The organism is Paenibacillus sp. FSL L8-0663, assembly GCF_038008125.1.
In the GTDB taxonomy this organism is placed as follows: Bacteria; Bacillota; Bacilli; order Paenibacillales; family Paenibacillaceae; genus Paenibacillus; species Paenibacillus polymyxa_D.
The window spans coordinates 3,790,692-3,815,804 of record NZ_JBBOYM010000001.1; the positions used below are offsets into that span (position 1 = coordinate 3,790,692).

Here is a 25,113-nt window from a genome sequence, read left to right on the forward strand (position 1 = left end):
CACAGGTATATCACCTCCCTTTTTGAAAGAGATTAGATTCCTGTTAAATAGAGACTTTTGTGGGAAATACGATTTTATCAACCCTTGATTAATGCGTATATGCGGCGACATTGCCAGGATCCACAGCTTCGTGCAGAGCAGCGTTCAATCCAGTAGCAATGATGTTCGCGATATCTTCAATAAATTCATCAATTTCTTTAGGAGTCACAATCAGATCATGTCCCAGCGGTTGCAGTACCTCTCTCACCAGCCCAAGTCTCTCAGGTTCTGAAATATCGTCCAGCATCCCCAGGATTGCTTTTGTAGAAGCCTTTTCTTTGGTAAAATGTGTTTTCATCAGTTCAATTACGTTATTGACAATGGTCGAAGCGTAGCATACCGTTGGAACGCCGATAGCGATACACGGAACACCCATAATATCCTTGGTGATACCGCGCCGCTTGTTGCCAATACCTGAACCCGGATGTATCCCGATATCGGCCACCTGAATGGTCGTATTGACACGCTCCAGTGAACGTGACGCCAGTGCGTCAATGGCAATAATCAGTTCTGGCTTTGTGCGATCCACGATGCCTTGAACGATTTCACTGGACTCAATCCCCGTAATACCCAGGACGCCCGGCGCAATTGCGCTCACATCCCGATAGCCCGGGTTGATTTGATCAGGTGTCAGTTCAAAAAATTGACGAGTCACCATCAAATTCTCAACGACAAGCGGACCCAGTGAATCGGGAGTGACGTTCCAGTTGCCCAGACCTACCACCAGTACCTTTGCCGTATTAGAAATCCCTATTTTTTGTATAAAATGCTCCATTTCTTTTGCAAATGCAATAGCTACACGTTGCTGGAGCCCCGTATCGCCTTCACGCAAGCCGGGTACTTCCAGTGTGACGTAATGCCCTTGTACCCGCCCAATACGGTTGGCTCCTTCTTCATTCAGTACATCCAGCCGTGTGATTTTGATTCCGTCATCTTCCTCCACGTTCTCACTGATGCCCGCCAGAGGTACAGGCTGATCCCGTTCGGCCAATTCTCTTGCCTCTAATGCCAAATCCGTGCGTACCGCGTACTTCTGCAAATCCAGATCCATCTTTTGAGCCTCCTTGGATGCCATCTTTGACTATAGTGTGCGAGACACCCAACAGGTTTATGCACATCCATTTTCATCCTGTAATTCGCATCGCCTCAGAATGTTTTCTTATTGCAATTTGAGGTGTGGCATGCTAAAATATTTTAAGTTGTGAAACGTTTGTGTTCATAAGTAATGCCTTTACAGGAGGTGAATGTAATGCCAAACATCAAATCCGCTATCAAACGCGTTAAAACTAGCGACAAACGCCGTGCGTTGAACGCTTCCCAAAAATCCGCGCTTCGTACAGCAGTAAAAGCTGCCGATACAGCGTTGGTAGGTAACGAAGCTGAAACTGCTGCTGCTGCTTTCAAAGTAGCTTCCCAAAAGCTGGACAAGGCTGTAACTAAAGGTCTGATCCACAAAAATGCAGCTGCTCGCAAGAAATCTCGCTTGGCGAAAAAACTTAACGCTCTTACAGCTCAAGCGTAAGCAAGAGCTACTTTCATACGTTAATGAAAAAAACCTGACCAGCCTTGGCTGATCAGGTTTTTTTAGTTTATAACTTTTATTCGTTTACAGCATCAGCATTCTGCGCTACATAAGCTGACTCTATTAGCAGCACATGAGTGGAATTAGATCGAAGCCCCCGCACCCATTTTCATCAAAAATAGCTCCAGTCCCAGTACCTTGTCAACGACACCTGTTTTCATATGATAATCCAGCTCGCCCAATTCGTAGAGAAGCTGACGTAGCTGCTCAGGGCGGAACCTCCGCGCTTGGTCCCCCGCAACTTTCACCCCATAAGGATGCAAACTAAGCTGACTCGCAATTTGTTGCTGGGAATAGCTTTGACCTGCCAGTTCTTTGACCTGCAACATAATACGGAACTGTCGCGTGATCAAAGCGGCAATCTTGATCGGTTCCTCTTTTTGCTTAAGCAACTCATAAAAAATACTGAGCGCCTTATCCAGCCGCAAATTAGCCAGATCCTCAACCATCGCAAATACGTTTTGCTCTGTGTTACGAGGCACCAGGGATTCAATATCAGCGGATGAAATCGTTCCCTGTGCTCCTGCGTATAAACACAGCTTGTCTATCTCGGCAGCCAAGGATTGCAGCCCAGTACCTGTGAATTGAATGAGGCTTTCAGCAGCTCCTGCAGCCAATTGCACTTCTCTTTCTCCTGCACGCTTATGGATCCAAGCCACAAGATCATCTCCACCCATTGGAGCAAAGGCAATAACCGAAGCATCACTTTTTAGCTTTTTGACAATCTTTTTCCGTTCATCCAACTTTTCAGCCTGAACCGTAAAAACGATGACGCTATAGTCAGTCGGGTTATCCATATAAGTCAACAGCGTCTCAAGCCGGTGCTCTATCTTACCGCTATCTTTGCCTGCTGCAAATACACTGGTATCCCGTACAATAATCAGCTTCTTTGGTACCAGAAAAGGCGCTGTTTCCGCCTCCTCCACAACCACCTCAATTGGCGTTTCGGTTAAATCATAAGGAATGATGGCGAAGTCACGATGCTCCTCTTCCACCACTTTCTCTTTAAGCATCTCAACAAACTGCTTCATTTGGTATTTTTCACTACCGTATAGCAAATACACTGGCGAAATGTCGCCTTTGCGAATAGCCTTAGAGGCTGTTTTTACATCCATTTTCCGTTCCCCCCACCCACTGATCGTACCTGACATCCGAGCGGAAGGCAAGTCATGACACAAACGAAGGGACCCTACCTATAGGCAGGATCCCTTCACCACCATCTATATCAACACGGCAGCAGAAAGCTCTAGAAACTTTCGGCCGTCGGGATACGACGTCGGTTCATATAGTTTATTCCCTGTTTTTAAAAGTGTGTCAACTTCGGGAAACTATTTTCCAGTGCTGCGCGGAACGGTGTACGTATATTTACTTGCAGTCCCATCCTGCTCCGTCTCATACATAAAGGTCTGGCTGTCTTCCGACCAGCTTCCTTTGACCCAGGCACCTTTTAGAGTACGGACTTCCAGTGTTGTTCGGTCTACACCGTTATCGGAAAGCTTATACACTTTCAGCTTTTTGCCCTCAATAGCCACCGCATAGCTACCATCAGGCGAGTTGAGCTGATCTGTAGAGACAGATTGGGCACTATAGTTGGAGGCATTATTGTTGTCCGGAGAGACCAGTGAATTAGATACAAAGCCTTCTTTACGAACCGGGTCTTGTGACACGGATGATTGCTGATCATTAGAAGCTGCATTGCTGCTATCCGTTCCCAAGGCATTGCCCGAATCCTTGGTGATGCTTCTGGAAGTCGCTTCTTTCGACGCTTCATTTGACGCAATTCGATCCTGTACCTTCAAATCCTGACTAAGCGACGAAGATGAATCATTCGTACTTGTGTTACCATTATTATCGTCCTGAGCAGTACCCGCTAGGGGTGCTTTTTCCATTTTCGGTTCCAACTGTTCATCAGGAGCAATCGTGGATTGATCAGATTTTTCCTGACTTAGCTGTTTGTCCTCAGATTTAGGAGCATCTCCAGCAGACGGATTTTCCTTTGTCACCTGACGATCCGTACGTAGCTGTCCATGCCCTTCATCCTGACGAGAAGAATGTTCGGCTTGTGCAGACTTCGTCGAATCTTCCTCCCCAGCTCGCTGATCGTCACGTTCCCCAGCATCCCGTTTGGAAGAGTTCTTTTCATCGTCTGCATTAGTTGCACCTTGTTTGCTCAGGCCAGGATCTTTATCCGCAGGTGGCTGAGATGCATCCGTTTCTTGCCCCTGCTCTGACGGCTGCTTTGTAGAATCCGAACCAATGGCTGTATCATGTCCTCCACTGCCATTGGCTGTACCTGGAAGAGTTTCCGTCTGATTCTGCGGATTCGTCACTTCGGGCGACTGGGTAGTAAGTATGCCTTCCGCATCTTGTACTGTTTTAGGCTCGAAGTTAAATACTACAATCCCCAGTACAACAGCAGCGGCAGCCACGCCTATAGCAGCGCGCCCAGCCATTCGATTCCACCAAGGTATAGGCTGGGTACGTTGTCTAGGCACTGGTCCAGGCTCTACAGCCACAGGCTGCATTTCCTGAAGCGCACTTCCCTGCTCTTCACGTGCGCGGTCAATGGCATCAAGCTGAGGCAGGATGGAATCCACCAGGCTGAACGCCGGGGAAACCGCAGGCAATTCCTCCAGCTCGCGAGAGAGTGTCTGAAGAATAAGAAATTTTTCCGCACAGTCCGGGCAAGTCGCAATATGGTTCATTAATTGGGACGTCTCTTCTTCGCCCAGCTCATGATCCACATAACGCTGCATCCAATCCATCACCTCTTCCCCACACTTCATCCTGATACACCACCTTTCTGATATTCCTGAAGTAGCCCTTGCAATTGCTGTCTTGCACGATATAAGTATGACTTGACCGTATTTAGCGGCAAATCCAGAGAATCTGCAATCTCGTTATAGGAGAAATCCTGCAAATATCTTAAGACAATTACCGTCCGGTGGTGCTCCGGAAGCTGTTGTATAGCCTCACGAACATCCTGTGCCATGTAAGAGGTCAACACCTCGACCTCCACATTTTGGGGATCGTTGAATATCATGTCGTGCTCGTCAATGGAAACCGAGGGCTTCGTTCTTCTGAATTTGTCGATGCATATATTCGTTACAATGCGTTGGACCCAGGTTTTAAACTGCGCTTTTTCCTCATAAGAGTTAATTTTGGAATAGATCCGTATGAGGGCTTCTTGTGAAGCATCCATGGCGTCCTGCTCATTGTTTAGAATGTAATATGCCGTACGGTACACATGCTGTTCTATCTCTCTTAATAGGGTAATGAGAGCGTCGCGATCGCCCGATTGAGCGGCTCGAATGAGTCCCTGCTCTACCACAAAGGATCCCCCTCTCCCTGCAATATTACAGACGTATCCCTTTTACAAATTGTTGCAGGATAGACGTCTGACACTAATTTTATTTTTTCAACAAAAAAAATTATACCAAAAAGCCCAGAATCCCCAGCGTATCCTCCCTTAGAATAACAGAAAAAGGGAAGGTAGTCACCTTCCCTTAGCTCCTACTACATCTAAATGCTAGCCTATCGAGCTGCAAGATCATATTGTTACTTCTTGGAAATCAAAAAATCCGATATGCATTCTAATTGATAAGTCAGAGCAATCGGATCTTGAAAATAAAAATCTTCGATTGAGTATTGATATACTTTACCTGATTTAACGGCAGAAAGGTTCTTCACACGCTTTTAGATAAAATATCTTTTCCTTGGCTGCTCCATCACCTCTAATACCCAACATTAAATAAGAAGAGTAATTGTACCTTTATCACTTTCATATGTACGCGTGGCAGCTTCATCTCCAGTTGATGTGGTCTTGGCAGCAGCCGATTGACCGCTTTCCGTTGCAGTCTCACCCCCACTTGTAGCATTGCGCTCAATACCAGCATTAACGAAATGATGAACAAACAAGCTGAAGCTCTAAATTTAAAATAACTCACAATATTTCCCCTATTAATAATGATTCTCATTTTCATAACTCATTTGATTCTATCAAAGCTTACAGCTACTGTCCATGTAGATTGGATTCAAAGCAAACAACACACTCCTAAGAGTGAGCACCCGTTTTAGTGTGTTGTTGTATTCGTATCTGTTTTGTACTGTTTGCGTTGGTACCGCACACTCAGTTTTCCTTGCTGTGCTCGAATCTGTATCTCTCCCATCGTATCGGTTCGATATATAGCAGAATCAACTGCTGACAAACGTTCCAATACCGCTTCATTCGGATGTCCGTAAGTATTGGTCGCACCGACCGAAATGACAGATACTCTCGGTCGCCAGTAGGATAACCACTCTTCCGAGGTAGAATACTTGCTGCCGTGATGTGCTATTTTCATGACATCTATAGCATTCCTTGCCCCTCCCGTTGCTCCCTCATCTTTCAAACGGAATGAAGAAGGGGTTAATTCAGCAAGCAACAATGACTCTGCTGCATCATCCATATCTCCTGTGAACAAAAAGGAGGCTCCCTCCATCTCCAATATCATGGCAACAGAGTAATGATTTTGTTCCTTCATAACAGGCAGCTGTTCAGATTCGTTATCCGGTAGCGTAAACGGATAGAGAAAGCGGATTTTCGTAGCCTGGTCTGGTTCCCATTCCATGCTATGATGTGCCCCGTACAGCTTGATCTGCTTATCTAAAGCCGTGTTCAACAGCTTACGGAATGGAGCTTTATCTGTCAGGGTACCATTAAAAAACAAGGTAGATACGGGAATCTGGTCAAGCACAGCTTGTAATCCTCCGGCATGATCATGATCTCCGTGTGTTAAAATGACAGCATCTAGTCGATGCACACCTCGTTGCTTTAGTAAGGGTACAAGCGTATCTTTACCTACCTCGTAGGGATCTGCACGCTTGCGCCAAGCATTTTTCCCTGTTGCAAAGTCCATTGTCCCCCCGCCATCAACCAAGATATGTTTCCCGCCCGGCGTTGTGATTAAAATGCTGTCACCTTGGCCCACATCCAGATATTGAACAATTCCCGTATTACCCTCACCAGGAGATTGGTAACCTGTATACAATATTCCAAGCCAAGCAATAACACTTAGAGCCAGTGCCAAATGACGATAACCATTCCACTGTCGACGCGCAAATCTCCCTGCTCCCTCAGGTTCAAGAGCCGTATGCAATATAGCCGCCCACTCTGAAGAAGCTGCTAATCCTGTATAGATAGTTGATGAATTGGGAGTAGAGTCCAAGACGGTAATGTCGTTCGTTTTTCTGCGGGATGTCAGCCATGTTGTGAGCCAGTACAAAACACTGTACAAAGCTACGTAATACGCTATGACCCACAGAATGGAGGAAGACGGCCAAATACTCACATAAGCATCATCCACATTCAGCCATTTTACTAGTAAAAAGGTCAAATCGTTCAATTGCTCTGCCGGCCAAGCAAAAATGCGAGCCCCATCCCCCCACAAAAAGGCAACTCCCATCGCCACCGTACCCAATGGAAGCACGATATATGTAATAAGAGGTACAAGCACAAAATTGGCCGCAAATGATAGCAGCGAAAATTGATTAAAGTAGAATACCGTCATTGGAAACGAAACAAGCTGTGCCGTAATTGTAATCGCAACTTCACCGCCGATCAGGAAAGGCCATTTGGCGAAAAACGGCTTCATAAGCGGCATATAAATGAGCAACCCACCTGTCACCAAAAAGGAAAGCTGAAAGCTGACGCTAAGTAGATAATATGGATTCCAAATCAGCATGAGCAGCGCGGATATACTTAGAATATTAAGTCCGTCTTTGAGCAACCCTCGTCGGGCTGCAAACAAGCCGATCATCGCCATAATTCCTGCCCTCACAACAGAGGCAGAAGCACCAGTCAGCAGGACATAAGCCGGAATGAGTATCATCACGACCGTAAGAGATGTCTCGCGGCTAACTCGTAACAGCCTGAGTAGATATAATAGTGTAGCTGCATATACCGCCACATGCATGCCCGATATTGCTAAAATATGCGTTAAACCAAGCTGCGTAAACTCGTTATAGGTTGCTGGGTCCAACTCATCTGTTACCCCAAGTACCAGTCCTTTCATATATCCTGCGTGATGAAGCGATGTAAATGCCAGTTCCATTCTCTGTCCTAGCTGCTCCCTAAGCTGGTCATTCCACCTGAACAAAGTGTAGCGGTTCCATAGTGAAGCATCCTGCTTCTGTAACGAGGCTGCCCCATCGCCTTTGAAAAACCAGTGGATTTCCTGTGTGTGCAGGTATTCACTGTAATCAAAGCCACCAAAGTTCCCCGCTTTTGCAGGAGCCTTTAAGGTGCCACGCAGTAGGATCGCATCTCCACGTTGCCATGCTGCCGCAAGTTGCTGTTCCTGCTTGGCAGCCAACTTGATATGAACAATGACCTGTTCAGAAATTGGTGCACGATTCTCGTCCTTGTTCGAATGATTTCCGAAGTGATTGATTGAAGTAACTCTCATCTCAAACTGTGTTCGATCACCATCTACCTGCACTTCAGAAGCGATAAACCCTGCTGCTTGAACAGGCATGTCTTCCACCATAGATGACGATACATGAAGAGCATCGGGAATACTGCTAACATTATGCATATCATGCCAAAACCAATGAAATCCACCTCCGCTGAATACAAGCCAAAGTAACACCATATGCCGGATGGGGATTTTCATCAATAAAGCTATAAGCGGAAAGATCAGAGTAATCCCCGCCCAGAGTAACAAAAGCATACGTCCAGAATACAGACATGCTCCTGCACTTCCTGTAATCCAACAAACAGTAAGGGTCAATATAGGTCTAGTTAACACAAGCTTAGCTTGAATACGATCACCTTCCGGTAGCAAACATTGCTTTCTGTTTAAAAACACAAAACAAAAAGAACCTCTGACAAAATAGCATTCGTCAGAGGTTCTTCCTCGTTTACTTTTTAATTCATAACATCCATCAGCGTTTCTTTTGGTGGATGATAGGTCTTCAGCATGCGAAAAGCGATGCCCTTTTCCTCCATCATAGCACGAACCTTGTCGGCATCTTTGGGATAAGGTCGGTGGTATACAATCTCCACAATACCGCTGTTCGCCAACATATTGGCACACGTCCAGCATGGCTGGTCGGTGACATATACTGAAGAGCCTTCACGATCAATTCGGTCAGTAAACAGCAGCAGGTTCTGCTCTGCATGAATAGTGCGAATACAACGCTGCTTTTTAACCATTTCCTCGTGCCCATCACGGTGAACGACCTCATACTCCTCTGAAATCATACAACCTGCCTCTGAACAGTCAGGCACCCCCGATGGTGCTCCATTATAGGCCGTCCCCAAGAGCTTTTTACCTTGTACAAGTACGGCTCCAACATGACGCCGCGCGCAGCGCGAACGGGTGGATACCATATAAGCGATATCCATGAAGTAGGTGTCCCAGTCCTTGCGTACATCTGCACTCATTTCCATCTCTCCCGTATAAACAAGTTAAAACGTAAAACATTTCCGCTATTGCCGTTCTCAGAGCCTGTAGATTGTAATTCTTATATAAGTTACAAGCTGACATACGGCTTCATTTTCGCCAACATTTTAGCTCCGATTCCCTTTACATGATCCAAATCGTTCACACGTTTGAACACCCCATGTTGATTACGATAGTTTAAAATAGCCTCGGCTTTTTTAGCCCCAACCCCTGGTAGCTCCATTAACTCAGCAGCAGTCGCCGTGTTGATGTTTACCTTTTTTTCGCCGGAAACGGGTGTAGTAACCGAATCACTTACCGTATTGGTCCTACTCGTCGTTGCACCACTCGAACTGACAATACCTGTGTCTGAGCTTGGATCTGCAACACCTGACTGCTTCTCGGTATTCGAATTTCCCGCAATAGAGTTTTCGCTCACAGCAGCAGATGCACCAGTAGAAATCTGCACAGTATCGCGTATCACTTTATCAGCGGTTTCAGCAATCCTACTACGCTCAGCTTTGTCTGAAGGTTCTTTTACAGCAGGCTTTTCCTGGGCAAAGTCACTGCTGCGCTGCGACTCATTTGGCTCTGAATCCATCGCCACAGCCTGCTCCACCTTATGGTTAAGTAAAGTCCACTCTTCTTGCGGCTCAGAACGCTGTCCTCCGGCAAATAAAATAAGTCCACTGCCGATTACAGCAAGCGTTATCGCTGTTCCTGTCCATACGCGTTTCATTTCCGTATCGTCCCCTACTCCACATGGATTCGAGAAATTGAGCCGACTGAAAACACCGCCTCTATCAAACAGAGCAAGTCTGTCCAATTCCCGTTTAGCCGGAGGGTGTAAACAACCTCCATACGGTCTCGCTGAGAGCATTTTTACAATAAAGTGGTACGACCCCGGGCACGATCTAACATGCTCAGACATAAAATTCGTCATGTCGGCCAAGACCAGGCGCATACACTAAGAAGAATGACAGCTGACAGCACAGCGTCTATACCGCAAAGTATGAAAGGAGGACGTTGAACAATGAAAGTTGGATTTATCGGGACTGGCAGCATGGGAAGTCTGCTAATTGAGTCTTTTATTCATTCTAACGCACTCAAGCCGCAGCAAATATCAGCAAGTAATCGAACGCATTCCAAGGTAACCGAGCTAGCCCGTCGTTATCCAGGTTTGCATGCAGCCCAAAGCAACCGTGAAACGGCAGCGGAAAGCGATGTTCTGTTTATCTGTGTGAAGCCGCTGGAATCAAAAGCCGTAACGGATGAAATACGCAACGTCATTACAGAAGAGCAAATCGTCGTATCTATCACAAGCCCGGTGCAGATTCGTATTTTAGAGCATGCAATGAAAGCTAAAGTGTCCAAAATTATCCCCAGTATCACCCACCAAGTAGGCAGCGGAGCCTCACTATGCATCCATGGAAGCCGGATTACAGAGGAGGACCGCTTCCTTCTGGAAGAGCTTATGTCCCACATCAGCAGGCCGATTCGGGTTAAAGAATCTTATACTCGGATCACGTCGGATTTTTCGAGTTGCGGTCCTGCTTTCTTGGCCTTTTTTATGGACCAGTGGATTCAAGCCGCAGTTCAAGCTACAGGTATGGACCGTACGGAGCTATGCGCTCTGGCCGGTGAAATGATCATCGGCACTGGAAAGCTGCTCACGGAAGGCGGGATGACACCAGCCGAGTTACAGGCCAGAGTAGCGGTTCCCGGAGGTATTACCGCCGAAGCTCTCGCACTGTTGGACATCAGCCTGCATAGTGTCTTTCCCGAGCTGATACAGGTAACGCACAACAAATATGAAGAGGACATGCAAAAGATAGATGTCTCCTTCGGATTAAAGCCAATTAACCGGCAACAATATTAACCAGTTTACCTGGAACAGCAATTACCTTGCGGATCGTTTTGCCGGCCAGTGCCTGCTGAACATTGTCCAACGCCACAGCGAATGCTTCCATCGCTTTAGCATCAAGATCCTTGGCAATCGTTGCACGCTGCACAATTTTACCATTCACTTGCACAACAATTTCCACTTCGGCGTCCACCGTCCATGCTTCATCATAAGCAGGCCAAGCCGCGTAGGTAATGCTATCATTGTGCCCCAGCAGCTGCCACAATTCCTCGGCCAGATGGGGTGCAAGCGGCGACAGCATTTGCACGAAGTTTTCCATTGCTGCACGCGGCAGAAGGTCTGCTTTATATGCATCGTTGGTGAAGATCATCAGCTGGCTGATCGCTGTATTGAAGCGCAGTGCATCCAGATCTTCAGTTACTTTTTTCAGCGTTTTATGCCAAGTACGATTGAACTCATCGCTACCGCCGTCATTTGTAATTTTATCGTTCAGGCTACCATCCTCGGAAACAAACAGGCGCCATACGCGGGACAGAAAACGATGTGCTCCCTCTACCCCATTCTCATTCCATGGCTTGGTCGCTTCCAGCGGCCCCATAAACATCTCATAAATACGCAGCGTATCGGCGCCAAACGTATTGACAATATCATCAGGATTAATGACATTACCGCGTGATTTACTCATTTTTTCATTGTTGTTGCCCAAAATCATACCCTGGTTGACCAGCTTATAAAAAGGCTCTTTCGTTTCCACTACGCCGATATCATACAATACCTTATGCCAGAAACGGGCATACAGCAAGTGAAGAACCGCATGTTCAGCTCCGCCAATATACAAATCAACAGGCATCCATTCACGTTGTTTCTCTTTGGATACAAGCTCTTTGTCATTTTTCGGATCAATAAAGCGCAGGTAATACCAGCAACTTCCTGCCCATTGCGGCATTGTATTCGTCTCGCGACGTGCTTTCATACCTGTCTCAGGATCAATGGTTTCCACCCAATCTGTTGCGTTCGCCAGCGGGGATTCACCTGTACCTGAAGGCTTAATATTGTCCATCTCCGGCAGTACGAGCGGAAGTTGGTCCTCAGGAACCGTTTTGATCGTTCCATCCTCCAGATGAATTACCGGAATCGGCTCGCCCCAATAGCGTTGACGGCTGAACAGCCAGTCACGCAGGCGGTAGGTGACTTTGCCGTGTCCTTTGCCCTCGGCTTCCAGCCATTCAATCATCTTCGGAATCGCTTCCTCGTTGGTAAGTCCATTCAGCGGGCCTGAATTCACGTGCGGTCCATCCTCAGTATATGGCTCATTAGCCACATCTCCACCTTGGACAACCTCAATGATATTCAATCCGAATTGCTTGGCAAATTCCCAGTCACGCGTATCGTGAGCAGGTACAGCCATAATCGCTCCAGTTCCGTAGCCTGCCAGTACATAGTCAGCAATCCAGATCGGCAGCTTTTCGCCGTTCACTGGGTTCACTGCATAAGCTCCTGTGAATACGCCTGTTTTATCCTTGGCCAGATCCGTACGCTCCAGATCGCTTTTACGAGCAGCTTGTTCACGGTACTGTTGTACAGCATCCTTTTGCTCAGGCGTAGTGATAATATCCACCAATTCCTGCTCTGGTGCCAGCACACAGTAGCTTGCGCCGAACAGTGTATCTGGGCGAGTTGTAAATACTGTGAGTTGCTCGTCATAGCCCTCAATCGGAAAACGAACCTCTGCCCCGGTAGACTTACCGATCCAGTTCCGTTGCATATCCTTAATACTCTCAGACCAATCCAGTTCCTCCAGATCATCCAGCAGACGATCCGCGTATTCCGTAATTTTCAGCATCCATTGACGCATTGGTTTACGGACGACCGGATGACCGCCACGCTCACTCTTACCGTCAATAACTTCTTCATTCGCCAGCACCGTTCCCAGCGCTGGGCACCAGTTCACAGGTACTTCAGCTACATATGCAAGGCCGCGCTTGTACAGCTGGATGAAGATCCATTGTGTCCATTTGTAATAATCAGGATCCGTCGTGCTGATTTCACGATCCCAGTCGTAGGAGAAGCCGAGCGATTTGATTTGACGGCGGAAGTTATTTACGTTTTTCACCGTAATTTCGCGTGGGTGCTCCCCTGTATCCAGCGCATGCTGCTCCGCAGGCAGACCGAAGGCGTCCCAACCCATCGGATGCAGTACGTTGTAGCCGCGCATTCTTTTATAACGTGAAACAATATCCGTAGCTGTGTAGCCCTCCGGGTGGCCTACATGCAGGCCGGCTCCAGATGGGTACGGAAACATATCCAAAGCATAAAACTTCGGTTTGCCCGGTTCTTCCCCGGTGCGGAACGTCTTGTTCTCATCCCAATATTTCTGCCATTTTGGTTCAATACTTTGCGGTTGATAGCCGTGCTTCGGCTGTGTGTCTGTCATTGTCTTTTCCTCCTCAAACGGTATGCAACAAAAAAACCTCTGCATCCCGTAGCGTGTCAGCGCTAGGGACGAGAGGTTATATTCCCGTGGTACCACCCTAGTTAGCAGAAAGCGTTCTTCGCGTTCTACTCCCTTTGCACCTGATAACGGAGGTGATCCGATGCGGGTTAATAACAGGATACAAGCACCAGTATAGGGCGTTCCTGCGTTGGACGCATATCTCCGAGGCGAGTTCACTTTGTGCTGTCAACCGGCTTGCACCACCCGCCGGCTCTCTACATGTCCAGACAAAGCTACTATTCCTCATCAGCGATTGTTTAACCGTTAATAATGGCACTATTATATTGAAAACCGCGAAAAAAGTCAAATAAGGACTACCTTTGGTGTTAAGAGCCCTCTCCATACTAATTGTTCATGACACATGCATACGAATGTTTTATAATAATTCCGAGTTAAATCGCTTCAAATTGAGATGAGTTGAGATAAGAAAGGTGAGCTGAGAAATGGCACAGATTAAAATTTACGGAATAAAAGAGACTCTAAATCCAATCAAAAAGCAACTTTCAGAGGTGATTCATTCTGCTGTGATGGATGCGCTCAAATATCCTCCTGACAAGAGGTTTCATCGTTTTTTTCCTATGGATCAGGAAGATTTTATATATGCCGATGGTCGCTCTGAGGCGTACACCATTATTGAAATCAGTATCTTTGAAGGCAGAACGATAGAAGCTAAGAAGCAACTCATTAGCCTGTTATTCCAAAGAATTAACGATCTTTTGGGTATTTCTCCACAGGATCTTGAGATTACTATATTTGAAACACCCAAACAGAACTGGGGCATTCGAGGTGTACCGGGTGATGAGCTTCAGTTGAACTATAAAGTGAATATATAAGTGCAAAAAGACGCCCTTCATGTCATCATGAAAAGCGTCTTTTTTTCCCATATTCGTTCAATGAATCTTTGCTATTTTACAGCAACATAAAACAGTCTCGCCGCGTCATCTTCTGCTTCTACCCATTCAAAATCCGCATATACCTTCACATCGCGAAAACCCGCTTTGGACAATTCTGCCTTCATCCAGTCTGGGTCATAGGCACGTTGTACATGTATTTCCTCGAAACGCTGGTATAGATCGCGTCCTTCATGTTCTGCTTTCGCAAAGATACTAAGATGATGCTCAATTTCACAACGGGGAGTGTCCAACGCACATGTCCAGATATATGAGATAGAGCGTTCGTCCAGTACGAAAGGCTGCTCTTCATCATAACGTAAAAACGTCTGGGGATGATGCACATCGAACAAAAAGGTTCCGCCAGGCTTCAGACCAACATGCGTTCTGCGAAAAGTAGAAATGATATCTTCTTCCTCCAACAAGTAATTCAGACAATCGCAAAAAGAAATTACAGAATCCACAGGCTCGGGTAAAATCCATTCTCTCATATCCTGCTGTATCCAGCGAACGCTTCCCTCACGAAACAATCGCTGTCCCTGTGGAGTGGTTTCCATTTTGCGACGGGCTACTGCCAGCATGTCAGAGGATAAGTCGATTCCAGCCACTTCGAACCCTGAGTTAACCAGGGGAATCGTAATTGAACCCGTTCCGCAGCCCAGCTCGGCCACTGTATGCGGCATCCCGTACTGATCCCAAGCCTGCCGTGCAAAGCGCAACCAGTCCGGGTACGGCATGTCCTGCATCAGCTCATCATACACATAGGCAAACTTCCGGTAAGAAGCCATTTTTTATTCCCCATTCCCGTCCTTCGGTTTCGGCATTTTCTCCACCAGGTAGGTCCAGTTTTCCTTTTGTGTAACCATTCCTTCCTTCATCAGCTTGCCCATCGCACGCTTGAAGGCGGATTTACTAATACCAAACCGTTGCTTGATAATATCCGGCGGTGTTGCGTCGGAGTAAGGCATACCGCCGCCCGGACGCTCTTTCAGAAAAGCAATCAATCGATCCGCATCCTCATCACGGCCCACTTCCTTGCGTGGCGACATTGCCAGATTGACCCGACCGTCTTCGCGAACAAGCGTGACCCGTACCTTAACCTCTTCGCCCAAGCGAAGCATCCGGTTGCGTTCTGAGGAGTGAATCATCCCAATCGCGCCAAAACCAAGCACACCTCCGTCCACCAGAACGAATGTGCCCATTTGAAGCGGCTTGTACACAGTCGCCTGCACCCACGTATTCAGCCACGAATCAGGGGCGTGGAAGCACAACGGAGCCAGTTCCTGTTCCCCTGCCAGCTTAGCCCGCAATCTGCCTTGCTTGTCATGCTCCATAATGGCATACACGTAGTCGCCCACCCGAGGATGCAAATCTCGGTTTTCTGGCAACTCACGAATCGGCAGCAAAAGCTGACGACCCAATCCCATCTCCAGGAAACAACCCAAACGCGGATGCACATCGGCCACCTCAAGCTTAGCCATTTCGCCCAACGACAAGAACGGCTTTTTCATGGTTGCGGCCAAACGGTCCTCTGTATCGTGAAAAATAAATACCTCCAACCGTTCACCAACTTCAATTTCACGTGTCAGCTCCGTATAGTGCAGCAGCACATCCTGCTCACCAACAGTGAGAAAGTAGCCGAAAGGAGATACCTCACGATCCACCATAATGGTGACATAAGTACCGGCGATCAAACTCATACCTTTTCCACAACCTTAGCATCCGACCAGAGTCGTTCAATGTTGTAATATTCGCGCTCGTCGCGATGGAAGACATGCACTACGACATCCCCCAAATCCATTAGAACCCAACGGGCGGAATCCATCCCTTCGATTCCTTTGATAGTTACACCTTCATCATGAGCGCGTTTGCGAATTTCTGTTGCAATCGCCTGTACCTGTGTATCCGAATTACCGTGGCAGATGACAAAATAATCAGCTACTAGTGATATTCCCCGCAAATCCAGTGCGACAATATTCATTGCTTTTTTATCATTTGCGGCATCAACCGCTGTTTGCATTAATTGCTCATTAGTTAGGGTCATTCATGAACCTCCGTTTTTCTCTGTTTTAGTTGTTGAATCAAGTCATTGCGCGACAAGACTGTCAGTGGAAAAATAACCTTTTTCTTCTCCAGCAACAATGAAATTGTGGAGTCAAATCCAGCGACAAGGCCCTGCTCCAAACTTTTCTTTGCCTGTTTACGGATATGCTCAACCCCGGGAAAATCCCGTCCCGGTTCGATGTAATCAGCGAGACACACGACTTTGTCCAGCAGGCTCATACCTACGCGTCCTGACGTATGCCAGCGGATCGCATTCCTTATTTCAGAATCATCCACTCCGTAATCTCTTGCTGCAACGCAGTATCCTACCTCTGAATGCCAGAGCTGCTTGTCATGTTCCAAAAGCTCCTGATCACATTCGGGATGACTGCGAATCACCTCTTCCATCTGCTGAACAGGCCAATATTTCGCTACATCATGCAAAATAGCCGCCAGTTCGGCCTTATCCGGATCTACTCCATAACGCTTCGCAAGCTCCACTGAGGTATGCATAACACCTAGTGTGTGCTTCCAGCGTTTTTCAGGCATTTGACCAGATACGGCTTCCATTAATTGCTCACGGCTGTACTTCATACAAACCGCCCCTTGTAATATAGTCATGCACTCGATCAGGCACAAGATAACGGATAGTGCGCCCTTCCGCAGCACGCTCTCGAATATCCGTGGACGAAATGTCCACCACTGGCATATCTGCCAACAGTACCTTGTCCTGCAAATAATGTGGCAACTCATCCATTGCAAGCTGGAATCCTGGTCGCCGAACACCAATAAAACAAATTCGCTGCGCCAGTTCCTCAATTCCCTGCCAATGAGGCAAGTAGTTCACCATATCCGCACCAATAATAAAATAAAAATCCACAGCAGAATGCAACTCCTGAAGCTCCTTGATCGTGTCAATGGTATAGGATACTCCCCCGCGAAGCACTTCAATATCCAGCACTTCAAAAGCAGGATGACCCGCCACCGCTTCACTCGTCATCTCCAGACGCTCTTTACCGCTCGCCCCCGCCTGATGCTTGTGCGGAGGAATATGAGAAGGCATAAACCATACTTGATCTAGTCCATAGGCATCTCTTGCCGCTTCTCCAGCCAGCAGATGTCCAATATGAATCGGGTCAAATGTACCACCCATAATACCGATTTTCATAATTTTCTCCCCGCATGTTATCCTCTAGGCAACTCAATTTCCTTATGATCACGGGATTCTTTGTACAAAATAATAGTGCTCCCGATGATCTGTACAAGCTCAGAACCTGTTTCCGCGGCCAGTTCTTCCGCAATTTCATGCTTGTCGTCCAAACAGTTGTTCAAAATTTGTACTTTCATCAGCTCACGCTTTTCAATCGCATCGTTGATGTGACGCATAAGATGCTCATTCGTACCGTTTTTGCCTACTTGAAAAACCGGGTCCAAATGATGCGCCATTGAGCGCAGATATCTTTTTTGTTTACCTGTTAACATGTATATTTAACCCCTTCGTCGCCACATATGCAATGCAGCATTTCCATAATTTTAATGTACCCTCTTACTTACGACAGGCTACTCAGCACAGCCGCTCTCATTTGCTCTACAGCAGGGACAACCCCTGTAAAGTACTCAAAAGCCACAGCCCCCTGGTACACGAACATGCCCAAGCCCCCATGTACAGTGCAGCCGCGCTGTTCACGGCTTTCCTGTAAAAGTCTCGTTTCCAACGGGTTGTAGATCAAATCACTCACAATGATTCCCTCCGGAATCAAGCTCGTTTCCAGTGGAAGTTCATCCGATAAAGGAGACATTCCCACCGAGGTTGTGTTAATCAACACATTCACTGTGGCGAGCACGCTCTTGGCATCCTCGTTGGAATAACCCCTCACTGGGATCGCTTCCGTCGTCCACTCTAATGCCAGTTGCTCAGCTTTGTCACGTGTTCGGTTCAAAATAATGACCGATTCCGGCTGCTCCTCCAACAGAGCATGAATCACGCCACGAGCAGCCCCTCCGGCTCCAAGCACAGCAATTCTTGCTCCCTTCAACTCAACAGAAGTCTCTTCTTTGAGGGAACGTACGTAGCCAATTCCGTCCGTGTTATACCCCTTAAGCCGTCCATTATCATTTACTATCGTATTGACAGCGCCAATGAGTCTGGCACCTTCATCAATCTCATCCAGATATTTCATAACCTCGACTTTATGGGGAATCGTCACATTGACTCCGCGGAAATGCAAAGCGCGAATCCCCTTCATGGCATCTTCCAGCTGATCCGGTTTTACATGAAGAGGTACAAAATCTCCTTCAATCGCCGCTGCCTGCAAAGCTATTTTATGCATAAGAGGCGATTTGGAGTGCTTGATTGGATCACCCAATACGCCCAATAGTACAAGACCTTGTTCAGTCGCTTCAGACTCCCCGCTGTTCATCGTCGCTCTCCCCCATATTGCAAAATATTAGGCCGCACAAATACATGAATGGCGGCAGGAACCAGTACAGTACCTGTTCCTTGCCGCCCTATAACATGGTTACAGCAACGTTATATCAACGCAGGCCGCAAAAGCACACGGACTCCCCGAGGAGCATGAATCGCAACCAGAGCTCCGTTCTCGCTATTTACCCTGATCCATCCCAAGCCGGAAATATAGATGTCCGATGGAGACTTTCGTGGCACGCGGAACTCATGTCTTGTCCATTCCGGCATCTCTGCCAATTGATCGCGTGTTGGCGGAGATAACAATTCCCCGGCATGATCAGCGAACAACTGATCAGCTCGCTCCAGCTTCGTGCGATGTATCTTAAGACCACCGTTAATGTAGCAGGTAAAAGATTGGTGCTGACCGTCGACAAAATCAAATCGGGCCATACCGCCGAAAAACAATGTTTGTCCGGCATCAAGCTGATACGCAGCAGGCTTCAGCGGCTTGTCCGGCATAATAGCGCTCAAGTCCTGACGGGAGACGATCTCACTGAATCGCCAAGGGTATACAATACCCGGAGTATCAATAATGTGCTTGCCGTCGTCGAGCGGAATATTCACCATATCGAGTGTAGTTCCCGGGTAACGGGACGTTGTGAGCTCCTGCTCCATGTCGCTATAATCACGAATCAAACGGTTAATGAGCGTGGATTTACCCACATTTGTCGCTCCAACCACATATACATCGCGGTTACCACGGAGCTCAGATACCACATCCAAAAGACGGTCAAAGCCCTGATTTTTTTTAGCTGAGCACAGTACGATTTCTTCCGTGCGAAGCCCTTGCTCCTTCGCTTGCTTTTGTACCCAGTTACGTATCTTGTTCCAATTCGTTACCTTAGGCAGCAAATCGGTCTTGTTTACAGCCAGTATAACCGGATTAGAGCCTACAAAGCGTTGCAGACCGGAAATCAAGCTGCCTTCAAAATCAAAAATATCTACAATGTGGATAACGAGTGCATCCTTGTCGCCAATCTGGCTGAGCAGCTTCAAAAACTCATCTTGATCCACCGTCACTGAAGACGTCTCATTATAGTTTTTGATTCGGAAACAACGCTGACAGATGACAGGTTCGCGAGTAAGCAATTTTTCAGGAATAAATCCCGGAAGCTCCGGGCTAGTGGTCTGCACGGTTATACCGCAACCACTACATTTGACGGCAGTGCCGCCGTCAGGTCTTTCAGTCATTCTTCTTTTCCTCCTCAAGCCATAAGCCTTTCTTACGTAACCTTGTGAGCGCGATTCGCTCCAACCGCCGATTAAATCGAGTCATGACTCCTTCATCATGAATGGATATCGGTAGCACCAACACCGTATGCAACCCCAGTCGGTTACCTCCCAATACGTCCGTCAACATTTGGTCTCCGACCATAATAGTTTCTTCCGGAGTCAGCCCCATCATACGGATGGCTCTACGAAAAGACGAGTTGGAGGGCTTCCGTGCGGCATGTATAAATTCAATGTCCAAAGGCGTAGCAAACACGGATACACGGTCCATATTGTTGTTAGACACGATGACAAGCTTAAAACCCGCCTGTTTGACCTTCTCAAACCAGGCCACCAGCTCGGGAGTTGCATTCGGCGCTTTTGCGCCGACCAGCGTGTTATCCAGATCCGTAATAATGCCGCGATATCCTTGAGCATATAAGCCTTCAAGATCAATATCAAAGACGGTATTCACCCGTAATTTGGGCATCAGCATTTCAAACAACGTCGGTCACCTCAGTTTCATACGACAAACTATACCATATTACTATGGCTTAGTAAAAAGCTATCCGCAACAAACGGACAGCTTTTTCACTAAATATATAGCTAAAGATTAAAATAGACGTTTTATCCAGCCTTCTTTGTGTAACAGAGAGGCTTGCTTGCGAACCATATGCCAATCTTCTGCGGTTACGGATGAGGGACTATAACGCGCCTGTTCAAATCGTCCAAGCAGCTGATGTAAAATTGAAGCCTGTTCCGGTACTTCTAGCGACCATCTATCAACTGATTCCCTCAGTGTTTCGTGACTGGCGCGGACAAATCCCCTTCTTCGCATGTACCTTAACCAGTGCTCAGTTTCGACGACCACCTTTTCATCCGGAGTCAACGGCTTACCTCTGCGTAAACGCAGCAGGTAAAAGTGAAGGTCTGCCCGATTACGCCAGACGACATAAGCAGCCCACAACAGCAGAATTGCAGCAGCAGAACCTATAATTACAGGATGAATCTTTGAAGCTTCCTCCGGATTAGTCTGCGGGGTCTGCTCAGGCTGTTCCGGTTCAGACTGATCTTTAACCTCTGGGGCTTCTGGAGTCTTTGAATCCTCCTGTTCCGTAAGCAGCGGCATATCAAAGCCAGGCGTTGCTTCTACAGGAACCCAACCGTATTCACCTAAATATACTTCCGCCCAGGAATGAGCATCCGCATTTGTCACGGAGTAAGAGGACATATTTTCGTCACCTTCACCCGTTGTTGCATCATCTGAAAACGTCTGCTGACCAGGTGCATACCCTTTAACCCAACGGGCCGGAACCCCAACGGAGCGAGCCATCATGACTAATGAGGTGGAATAATAATCGCAATAGCCCTCCCGAATCTCAAACAGAAAGGCATCCACAAAATCTCTGCTTCTTTTCCGTGAGAGATCCGGATTGTTCGTATATGCATAATTTTGCTGCAAATACTGCTGTAGTAATCCGACTTTTTCATATGGCGTTTTCGCCGTTGACGTTACGTTCTGAGCCAAATCACGAACCCGCTGTGGCAACTCATCTGGAATTTGTAGATAGGCTTCCTGTTTGTTTTTTCCGTACAACTCATTAAAAGTTTTTGTGCGTAGCTCTTTCTCAGGGATCACAGGGACATGCGATACCAGAGTATACGTTTTAGGATAAGCAGTTCTTCGGGAGGATGGATTCCAAAGCAGTTCCGCCTGTTCCGGCTTCCAACGTAACCCGTCTGCCCGTGAATCTCTGTCCACCGATTGAACACGCTGCACCGAATAAGCGCCAAATAGAACAGGATAGCTTTGGTCGTTTTGCATCGTAATGGTCTGAACGACCTGCTCAGTCGAATGCCGCGTTTCTTGTGTGTTTTCAAGCTCTGCGGTCATTGGAACATCATTTAACGTTTGATCATCGTTGCCCTTGTCACTCCAGCCTGTACCGGAATAGGTTCGTTTCGTTTCCCCCCGCCAATAGCTTCGTTGAGTGGTCGTGATGGTCATGACAGGAGAATAGTCAAAATTAAAACCTCCCCCCAACCGATTATCCTGGCGACTATAACCCGATGCAGTGTTCATCCGCTGATCCAGTGCCCCAGATCCATTGTTGATCCCGGCGGTAGTTGAGCTATTTCTCTGGGTCCACGCTGTATAGGGATCCGTCAAAGCGGGCTGTACCTCGGGCATATTGACACCAGCCATAATAATGAGCGCAAAAATGACCGCAATATTGGCTGCTATTTTATATGGATAGCGCCGAATATGCTTCCATCCTTGAGGATAATGCTGCCGAAAATACTGCAGATGCTGTGTCACCAGCCAACCCATACCAGCAAAGACGATCCAAGCAACCTCCTCCCACAGCACAGTTGGCGTGAAGGAATCAAGTACTGCCAGCGCGGCAATGTTAATACCCACAAAAACAAGAATCCGCTGCTTCGTTGTAACGATGAGCGGCACCATTTCAATAACTAGCCAAGCAATGAGGGAAAACCAAATATAAGGTGACATATTGGAAATAAACTGGTCCAGGCGATTGGCTACCCCTCCGAAGGGGATAATGATTGAATAAGACACCAATGTCCGATACAAAATAAAAAACAGCGCCGCCGCCTTAACAATAAATTCAATCCAGGGACGAACTGGTAGTACAATCTTCACCAGAGCCAGCATTGTAATGGTCATTAGTACGAGTGCTCTTGTCTCTTCCAACCATAATTCGGAAGCAAAAGAAACCCATTGCATGGCAATAATAATAATCCATAAAAATGTAAAAGCGGGGACCCAGGAACCCTTTAACGATTGTAACCAGCTCTTCATAGTGTCCCTCCCCCCATTACAGCCGGGAGCTCTTCAAGGCTCTCAACATCGTAGCCCTTAATTCCCCTTGCACGAAGCATGCTCATCCATTCTTCAACTTCTCCCTCAGCAGAACCTTCTCCGATATAAACGTGGCACGGAGTCATCCCCCGGGTATCGGCCCAGCGAAGAAGCTCCATCGCCTGATAATCCTTCAGCGGACTAATCAGTATAAAATAACAGCCTTGCGGAAACTGGCGCACACTGCTTTCTACAGCGGATTTCAAGCTACCTTGTGAAGTGGTGTGTATGTCTACCAAGTGATGCATCATTCGTTGTCGTTCCATTGTCTGCTCACTTGGTTGAAAGACGGTGCCTTTCTCTCCAGCTGTGCACAATCCAACCCCCATTCGCTCCCGTCCACCATATTCCAGCAATGAAGCGGTAGAGGATACAGCTAGCTCAAACTGTTCGGCGTTCACATAATGCTTCATGTGTACGTCCAGCACAAGCATCGTTTTAGGAACGGTCTCATGCTCAAATTCCTTGGATTTCCAGCTACCTGTACGCGCCGTCGCATTCCAGTGGATGCGCGAAAACCGATCTCCATATACATAATCCCGTACACCGTTAATTTGTGTCGTTTCACGCCGCGTACGAGTTTGAACGGTCTGCGGTCCAGACATCCTTGAGCGACGGTCATTCATCTGCCAATACGGAATGAATACCGTTCGGGGCAGAACCCGAAATTCACCGCGTGCGTTCAAGCTGCCTTTGTGCTCTAACAGACCGAAGATGTCCTCACTCACACATTCCGTTTCCTCAAAGTGATAGCTTCCTCGCTCTAAAGCGGGAGTCTGAAATGTAAGCTTACCGCCCCCTTTTAGACTGGGAATGACACTATCCTCAAACGACCAGGACTCACCTGTATGTCGCTTAAGGACCTCACGGACAATGACATAGGGTAACGGAAGAAATCCAGGAATGCTGAGGCTCAGCTTTACATGCACCTGATCTCCTGCATGCAGCAGTTCTCCAAAATCCGAGCCTTGCGAAAGCTGCCGGGAGCCTTGCACACGGCGAACTCCGCTCAGACCAACGATCCATAAATAAACGATTAACAGCGTAACCATAGACAACAGCATGACCGACGTCTTGCCGCCCTGAAACAACAAATATAGCAGGCACACCACCCATATGACCATCAGAAGCCAGATGCGGCCTGACAGCCGGGGAAGCCTGCGCTTCCTTTTGACCATATTCATTACCTAAGGACGCTCCATTCGTACGGGTACATGTACCTGCCGAAGGACAGCCTCCAGCACGGACTGGGCATTGGAACTATCCAGGCGCGCCTCGGGACGCAGCAACAAACGATGCGTTAGCACATAAGGTGCCAGCGCCTTCACATCATCAGGCAGCACATAGTCACGGTTGTCCAGAAAAGCGTATGCCTTCGCAGCCATTACAAAAGCAAGCGCCGCCCGGGGGCTAGCTCCCAGCAGCACGGATGGATGTTCTCTTGTCGCACGTACGATATCAAGTAAATAGGACGTCACTGCTTTGTCCATATAAATCCCTCTAATTTCCTGCTGGATGTCAGCAATCTGCTCCATATGAGCTACAGCCTCCAGACGATCTGCTGGCTGGCCTGCCTGATGATGGAGCAGCATGTTTCGCTCCGTCTCCATATCAGGATAACCCAAGCTGATTTTGAGCATAAAACGATCTAACTGTGCTTCCGGCAGCATATAAGTGCCTTCAAAATCAATCGGGTTTTGTGTCGCACACAACATAAAAGGATGAGGCAACATATGAGTGTCCCCATCCACCGTCACACTGCGTTCCTCCATAACCTCCAGCAGAGCTGACTGGGTTTTCGTCGTCGCTCGGTTAATTTCATCCGCCAGCAAAATATTAGTCATCACAGGACCCGGACGGAAATAAAAACGCTCGTCCCGTGGATGAAATATAGATACCCCTGTAATATCACTCGGGAGAATATCAGGATTACATTGAACACGGCGGTAATCACCGCGCATGGATTTGGCAAGAGCCTTGATCATTTGCGTTTTTCCCGTACCCGGAACATCCTCGATCAGAATGTGTCCACCCGCCAGCATAGCCGTAAGCAGTAATTTTATTTCAAAGGATTTACCTAATATACATGATTCCAGATTAGAACGGATTGCAGATACAATCTGCACAGATTCTTGACGTACGGGCATAGCTCTGTAAACCTCCTAGATAGCAACCTGTTTCCTATTATTGTACATGAAGGTAGGCACAGAGTACACT

The 25,113-nt window shown here is 47.4% G+C and carries 25 protein-coding genes and 1 other annotated feature; of the genes, 3 read left to right on the forward strand and 22 right to left on the reverse strand.

The features are described 5' to 3' along the window. Nucleotides 1-88: 88 nt before the first annotated feature. Nucleotides 89-1,090, reverse strand: a complete 1,002-nt coding sequence (gene gpr / locus MKY75_RS16540; RefSeq protein ID WP_029515365.1) for a GPR endopeptidase — start codon at nt 1,088-1,090, stop codon at nt 89-91. A 198-nt stretch (nt 1,091-1,288) separates the two neighbouring features. Between gpr and rpsT the strand changes: the two genes are divergently transcribed. Beyond that, nucleotides 1,289-1,561 carry a 30S ribosomal protein S20 gene (gene rpsT, locus MKY75_RS16545; RefSeq protein ID WP_013311181.1) on the forward strand — a complete coding sequence of 91 codons (273 nt, stop codon included), beginning with the start codon at nt 1,289-1,291 and terminating at the stop codon, nt 1,559-1,561. Nucleotides 1,562-1,704: 143 nt separating this feature from the next. Here the strand turns inward: rpsT and holA are convergent, their stop codons facing one another. The 8 genes from holA to MKY75_RS16585 all read right to left on the reverse strand — a co-directional run bounded on the left by holA (nt 1,705) and on the right by MKY75_RS16585 (nt 9,784). Further along, nucleotides 1,705-2,736 (reverse strand): DNA polymerase III subunit delta, encoded by a 1,032-nt coding sequence (gene holA / locus MKY75_RS16550; protein WP_029515366.1) that lies wholly within the window; start codon nt 2,734-2,736, stop codon nt 1,705-1,707. Between the two features lie 213 nt (nt 2,737-2,949). Beyond that, entirely contained in the window at nt 2,950-4,407 is a 1,458-nt protein-coding gene (locus MKY75_RS16555) for a zf-HC2 domain-containing protein (RefSeq protein ID WP_165148979.1), read from the reverse strand. Next, nucleotides 4,404-4,952, reverse strand: a complete 549-nt coding sequence (locus MKY75_RS16560; protein WP_013311184.1) for an RNA polymerase sigma factor — start codon at nt 4,950-4,952, stop codon at nt 4,404-4,406. Before MKY75_RS16560 ends, MKY75_RS16555 begins: the two co-directional genes overlap by 4 nt. A 403-nt stretch (nt 4,953-5,355) precedes the next feature. Then, entirely contained in the window at nt 5,356-5,568 is a 213-nt protein-coding gene (locus MKY75_RS16565) for a hypothetical protein (RefSeq protein WP_069010454.1), read from the reverse strand. Nucleotides 5,569-5,694: 126 nt separating this feature from the next. Next, a complete protein-coding gene (locus tag MKY75_RS16570; RefSeq protein ID WP_340887098.1) occupies nt 5,695-8,268 on the reverse strand; it encodes a ComEC/Rec2 family competence protein in 2,574 nt (857 codons plus the stop codon). Beyond that, nucleotides 8,198-8,350 (reverse strand): hypothetical protein, encoded by a 153-nt coding sequence (locus MKY75_RS16575; protein WP_238794850.1) that lies wholly within the window; start codon nt 8,348-8,350, stop codon nt 8,198-8,200. Before MKY75_RS16575 ends, MKY75_RS16570 begins: the two co-directional genes overlap by 71 nt. A gap of 178 nt (nt 8,351-8,528) precedes the next feature. After that, nucleotides 8,529-9,047, reverse strand: a complete 519-nt coding sequence (locus MKY75_RS16580) for a deoxycytidylate deaminase (protein ID WP_069010453.1) — start codon at nt 9,045-9,047, stop codon at nt 8,529-8,531. Between the two features lie 89 nt (nt 9,048-9,136). Continuing rightward, a complete protein-coding gene (locus MKY75_RS16585; protein ID WP_165148973.1) occupies nt 9,137-9,784 on the reverse strand; it encodes a ComEA family DNA-binding protein in 648 nt (215 codons plus the stop codon). Nucleotides 9,785-10,078: 294 nt separating this feature from the next. On the opposite strand from MKY75_RS16585, the gene comER reads away from it, so the two are divergent. After that, complete coding sequence (comER, locus tag MKY75_RS16590) at nt 10,079-10,924, forward strand: late competence protein ComER (protein ID WP_165148970.1); 846 nt, start codon at nt 10,079-10,081, stop codon at nt 10,922-10,924. Here the strand turns inward: comER and leuS are convergent. After that, nucleotides 10,905-13,343: a leucine--tRNA ligase gene (gene leuS, locus MKY75_RS16595; protein ID WP_165148967.1), complete on the reverse strand. Its 2,439-nt coding sequence runs from the start codon at nt 13,341-13,343 to the stop codon at nt 10,905-10,907. The genes comER and leuS overlap by 20 nt on opposite strands. Before the next feature lie 61 nt (nt 13,344-13,404). Beyond that, nucleotides 13,405-13,662 (reverse strand) — a binding site (T-box leader). Between the two features lie 184 nt (nt 13,663-13,846). Between leuS and MKY75_RS16600 the strand changes: the two genes are divergently transcribed. Beyond that, the gene (locus tag MKY75_RS16600) at nt 13,847-14,236 is read left to right on the forward strand and encodes a tautomerase family protein (RefSeq protein ID WP_165148965.1); all 390 of its coding nucleotides are present in this window, start codon (nt 13,847-13,849) and stop codon (nt 14,234-14,236) included. A 71-nt stretch (nt 14,237-14,307) separates the two neighbouring features. Here MKY75_RS16600 and MKY75_RS16605 read toward each other — a convergent pair whose 3' ends face one another. The 12 genes from MKY75_RS16605 to MKY75_RS16660 all read right to left on the reverse strand — a co-directional run bounded on the left by MKY75_RS16605 (nt 14,308) and on the right by MKY75_RS16660 (nt 25,043). Continuing rightward, the gene (locus MKY75_RS16605) at nt 14,308-15,081 is read right to left on the reverse strand and encodes a class I SAM-dependent DNA methyltransferase (RefSeq protein WP_029515374.1); all 774 of its coding nucleotides are present in this window, start codon (nt 15,079-15,081) and stop codon (nt 14,308-14,310) included. A gap of 3 nt (nt 15,082-15,084) precedes the next feature. Continuing rightward, complete coding sequence (locus tag MKY75_RS16610; protein WP_029515375.1) at nt 15,085-15,993, reverse strand: CvfB family protein; 909 nt, start codon at nt 15,991-15,993, stop codon at nt 15,085-15,087. Then, the gene (gene rsfS / locus MKY75_RS16615; RefSeq protein ID WP_013311194.1) at nt 15,990-16,337 is read right to left on the reverse strand and encodes a ribosome silencing factor; all 348 of its coding nucleotides are present in this window, start codon (nt 16,335-16,337) and stop codon (nt 15,990-15,992) included. The genes MKY75_RS16610 and rsfS overlap by 4 nt, the downstream gene beginning before the upstream one ends. Further along, entirely contained in the window at nt 16,334-16,930 is a 597-nt protein-coding gene (gene yqeK, locus MKY75_RS16620; protein ID WP_029515376.1) for a bis(5'-nucleosyl)-tetraphosphatase (symmetrical) YqeK, read from the reverse strand. The genes rsfS and yqeK overlap by 4 nt, the downstream gene beginning before the upstream one ends. Then, nucleotides 16,914-17,504: a nicotinate-nucleotide adenylyltransferase gene (nadD, locus tag MKY75_RS16625; RefSeq protein ID WP_029515377.1), complete on the reverse strand. Its 591-nt coding sequence runs from the start codon at nt 17,502-17,504 to the stop codon at nt 16,914-16,916. Before nadD ends, yqeK begins: the two co-directional genes overlap by 17 nt. Nucleotides 17,505-17,521: 17 nt before the next feature. Further along, nucleotides 17,522-17,818 carry a ribosome assembly RNA-binding protein YhbY gene (yhbY, locus tag MKY75_RS16630; protein ID WP_013311197.1) on the reverse strand — a complete coding sequence of 99 codons (297 nt, stop codon included), beginning with the start codon at nt 17,816-17,818 and terminating at the stop codon, nt 17,522-17,524. Between the two features lie 68 nt (nt 17,819-17,886). Further along, nucleotides 17,887-18,756, reverse strand: coding sequence for a shikimate dehydrogenase (gene aroE / locus MKY75_RS16635; protein WP_029515378.1), 870 nt, complete (start codon nt 18,754-18,756; stop codon nt 17,887-17,889). A gap of 110 nt (nt 18,757-18,866) precedes the next feature. Beyond that, nucleotides 18,867-19,994, reverse strand: coding sequence for a ribosome biogenesis GTPase YqeH (yqeH, locus tag MKY75_RS16640; protein WP_069010449.1), 1,128 nt, complete (start codon nt 19,992-19,994; stop codon nt 18,867-18,869). Next, a complete protein-coding gene (locus MKY75_RS16645; protein WP_013311200.1) occupies nt 19,987-20,517 on the reverse strand; it encodes a YqeG family HAD IIIA-type phosphatase in 531 nt (176 codons plus the stop codon). Before MKY75_RS16645 ends, yqeH begins: the two co-directional genes overlap by 8 nt. A 108-nt stretch (nt 20,518-20,625) precedes the next feature. Further along, nucleotides 20,626-22,836, reverse strand: coding sequence for a transglutaminase TgpA family protein (locus MKY75_RS16650; protein ID WP_029515380.1), 2,211 nt, complete (start codon nt 22,834-22,836; stop codon nt 20,626-20,628). Continuing rightward, nucleotides 22,833-24,080 carry a DUF58 domain-containing protein gene (locus tag MKY75_RS16655; RefSeq protein ID WP_318627844.1) on the reverse strand — a complete coding sequence of 416 codons (1,248 nt, stop codon included), beginning with the start codon at nt 24,078-24,080 and terminating at the stop codon, nt 22,833-22,835. The genes MKY75_RS16650 and MKY75_RS16655 overlap by 4 nt, the downstream gene beginning before the upstream one ends. 3 nt (nt 24,081-24,083) lie before the next feature. After that, nucleotides 24,084-25,043 carry an AAA family ATPase gene (locus MKY75_RS16660; protein WP_039272322.1) on the reverse strand — a complete coding sequence of 320 codons (960 nt, stop codon included), beginning with the start codon at nt 25,041-25,043 and terminating at the stop codon, nt 24,084-24,086. Nucleotides 25,044-25,113: the final 70 nt, after the last annotated feature.